Here is a 3,639-nt window from a genome sequence, read left to right as displayed (position 1 = left end):
GCAGACTCCCCCTACCGAGAAGGTCGCTGTACTGAAGCAGCAGGCGGCCGCACAGGTCGACGATCTGCCGGGCGCTGTCGACCTCGGCGAAGACCCGCTCGACCCCGACGAGCGAGGCGAGCAGGTCCACCGCCTCGTTGCCGGGCAGGCCGTCGAGGCAGTACTCGGTGAGTCCGGGGATCTTGAGCAGGCTGGTGCGGCCGGTGCACAGCACCGCGCTCTCGCCGCTGGGCAGCAGGGTCTCGTAGCGGGTGGTCTCGGCGACGTCGTCGAGCACGATGAGCAGGCGCTTGGAGGCGGTGACGCTGCGGAACAGCGCGGCGCGGGCGGCGAGTCCGGCGGGGATCCGCTGTTCGGGGACGCCGAGGCCGTCGAGGAATCCGCGCAGGACCTCCTGCGGGGGCACCGGATCGGACTGGCCGCGCAGGTCGGCGTAGAGCTGGCCGTCGGGGAAGTGCTGCTGGAGGCCGTGCCCGACGTGCACCGCGAGCGCGGTCTTGCCGGCCCCGGCGCAGCCGACCAGGGCGATCACCCGGGGCGTGCCGGTGGCCCGCAGGTCCCAGCCGATCCGTTCGGCGATGTCGCTGCGTCCGGCGAAGTCGGTGACCCTGGGGGGCAGTTGGGCCGGGGTCTTGTCGGGCCGCGGGGTGCGGCGGGCGGTCGCCGGGGGCGCCACGCCCTCGCCGGCGAGGATCTGCTGGTGGAGCTCCTGGAGCCGGGCGCCGGGTTCGAGGCCGAGCTTGGAGATCAGCGCGTGCCGGCTGGTGCGGTAGACGGCGAGGGCCTCGGCCCGGCGCTGGGACTGGTAGAGCGCCGTCATCAGCTGGGCGCAGAGCCGCTCGCGCATCGGGAACTCGGCGACCAGGGGCTTGAGTTCGCTGATCAGCTCGGCGTGCCGGCCGAGCGCGAGCCCGACGTCCAGCCACTCCTCCAGGACGGAGAAGCGGCGCTCCTCCCAGTGCGCGGCCACGGTGTACGTGAGCGGCCCCGAGAGGTCGGCCAGCGGCTGGCCGCGGAAGAGGGCGAGGGCGCTCTGGTACTCGGTGGCGGCGTGCTCCAGCTCGCCGGCCGCGGCGAGGTCGCGGGCACGCCGGACGGTGTGTTCGAACGCGTCGGCGTCGAGGTCCTCGTCGCCGAGCCGGATGCGGTAGCCGCCCTGCTCGGTCTCGATGAGGTCGACCGGGGCGCCGGCGGCGGCGAAGGCGTTGCGCAGCCGCCAGACGCAGGTCTGGATCTGCTTGTCGGCGGTGGCCGGGGGTTCGGCGCGCCACACCGCGTCGATCAGCGAACTGACCGGGACGATCTTGTTGGCGTTGAGCAGGAGCACGGCCAGGACGGTCAGCTGGCGGTTGCGGCCGACCCGGACGGTTTTTCCGTCGATGACGACTTGTAAGGGTCCGAGAATTCGGAACGATATGGTGCGGGAAATGTCGCGGGATATGGTGCGGACATTGTGCTGATCGGTCCTGCTGTCGTCGGCGAAATGGCCGGACATCGGGGGGAGTCCCTTTTTCTGCATCGGCGAGCCAATCCTCCACGGGGCGAAGAGATACGGGGCCGAAAGGGGATCTTAGGAGAGGCCGAGCTGTCATGTCCATACCCAAGTTCGCGGCCGACCTTCCGCTCCTGGCCAGCTGACGGGGGTTCGGGATGGCCGAGCGGTCGATGCATGAAGCCGTGGGGGGTTGGGTAGGGCGCTGGTCGTGAGACCAGGCGCTTTGTCGCTCCTAGTCCGTCACTTTACCTTCACATGGTGACTTGTGAAGCCGCTTGCGCGTGTTTGTTCGAATCGGCCGAGTGTCAATTCCGCGTGCCCGAAACCGCCGTGCTCCGGAGGGCCTGTGAGTCGATCTTCCCGCCCGGGGTCCGGGGCAGCGCGGGGAGCAGCACGATGCGGTCGGGCCGCATCGGCGCGGGCAGCGCCTCGGCGAGCGCCCGGCGCAGCCCGGCGGCGCTCCCCGCCGCGGCACCGGGCCGCAGCGCGACGAACGCCACCAGCCGCTCGGCCGCGCCTTCGCCGTGCAGCCGGACGGCGCACTCGGCGACCGTCGGGTGCCGCAGCACCGCCGCCTCGACCTCGCCCAGCTCGATCCGGTACCCGCGCACCTTCACCTGGTGGTCGACCCGCCCGAGGATGAGCAGCCGGCCGTCGGGCGACCACCGGCCGCGGTCCCCCGTGCGGTAGAGCCGGCCGCCGGGCTCGAACGGGTCCGGCAGGAAGCGCTCGGCGGTGAGGCCGGGCCGGCCGTGGTAGCCGAGGGCCACGCCGGGCCCGCCCAGGAAGATCTCCCCCGGCACCCCGGGCGGCACCGGCCGCAGCCGCGCGTCGAGCACGTGGGCGCGGTAGTTGGGCACCGGGCGGCCGATCGGGATCGCCGCGCCGGACGCCTCGGCGGGCCCGCACCGGTGCGTGGTGGCCCATACGGCGCACTCGGTGGGCCCGTAGTCGTTGAACAGCCGCGCGCCGGGGCGCCGGCGCAGGTGCTCGGCGACGAGGTCCGCGGTGAGCGGCTCCCCGCCGACCGCGACCATCGCGAGCCGCGCCAGCACCGGCGCGTCCGCGACCTGCAGGACGATCCGGTAGTGCGAGGGCACGGCGTGGACGTGGGTGATGCCGGCGCGCTCCAGCAGGCCGCGCAGGGCGAGCGGGTCGTGCGCCTCGGTCTCGGTCGGCAGGACGACGGCGCCGCCGTTGGCGAGCGCCCAGAACATGCCGCCCGCCGCGCCGTCGAAGCACAGCGGCGGCAGCACCAGGTCCCGGCCCGGGGCGGGCCCGGCGGCGGCCCGGGCGGCGGTGGAGGCGACGATCGCCCGGTGGTGGACGGCGATGCCCTTCGGCGCGCCGGTCGAGCCGGAGGTGTAGATGACGTACGCGGTGTCGTCGGGGGTCACCCGCACCGCGGGGGCGCGGGCGGGCAGCGCGGCGGCGTCGGCGGGGCGCAGCAGCGGCACCGGGAGACCGGGCAGCGGGTGCTCGTCGGCGACGAGTGCGTGGGCGCCCGAGTCGCGCAGGACGTGCCGCAGCCGCTCCTCGGGGTGGGTCGGTTCGAACGGGAGGTAGGCCGCGCCCGCTTTCAGCACGGCGAGCATCGCGACGACGGAATCGGCGCAGCGCCCGGCCGGGAGGGCGACCAAGGAACCCGGGCCGATGCCGTTTCCGTGCAGCAGCGCGGCCAATTTGTTCGCCCGCTCGTCGAATTGATGAAACGTCAATTCCACGTCGCCGCAAACGACCGCGATCGCGTCCGGCGTGCGTGCGGCGTGCCGCTCGACGAGGGTGTGCAGACAGGTGTCCTCGAACGGGAGGTGCGCACCGCGCGACCACGCGTGGACCTCGGCGCGCTCGTGCTCGGCGAGGGCGGTGACGGCGTGCAGGGGGCGGTCGTCGAGCAGGGCGGTGAGGACGGCGAGCAGGCGGTGAGCGAAGGCGGTGGCGGCGTCCTCGTCGAACAGGCCGGTGTCGTAGTCGAGCCGGAGCGCGTCGCCGTCGATCAGGGCGAGCAGTTCGTGGTGCGCGGCGGCGTCGGCGACGCGGACGGGCGTCGCGGTGAACGCGCCGATCCGCTCGGGCGAGGGCGCCGGGGCGGTGGCGGGGGCCACGGCGAGCGCGGCCCCGGCTCCCGGCCGGACGGGCGCGGG

The 3,639-nt window shown here is 74.0% G+C and carries 2 protein-coding genes; both read right to left on the bottom strand.

The window, feature by feature from the left end; translation table 11 throughout:
- The coding region (locus AB0O00_RS32680) for a transcriptional regulator (RefSeq protein WP_363657981.1) at positions 1-1,327 on the bottom strand (1,327 nt) is incomplete at its 3' end.
- A gap of 473 nt (positions 1,328-1,800) precedes the next feature.
- Positions 1,801-3,639: amino acid adenylation domain-containing protein (locus tag AB0O00_RS32675; protein ID WP_363657979.1), on the bottom strand; the 1,839-nt coding region annotated here is incomplete at its 5' end.

The organism is Kitasatospora sp. NPDC093558 (genome assembly GCF_040683475.1).
Taxonomy (GTDB): domain Bacteria; phylum Actinomycetota; class Actinomycetes; order Streptomycetales; family Streptomycetaceae; genus Kitasatospora.
The sequence above is the reverse complement of the archived record's forward strand: the minus strand, read 5'-3'. Positions and strand labels throughout refer to the sequence as shown.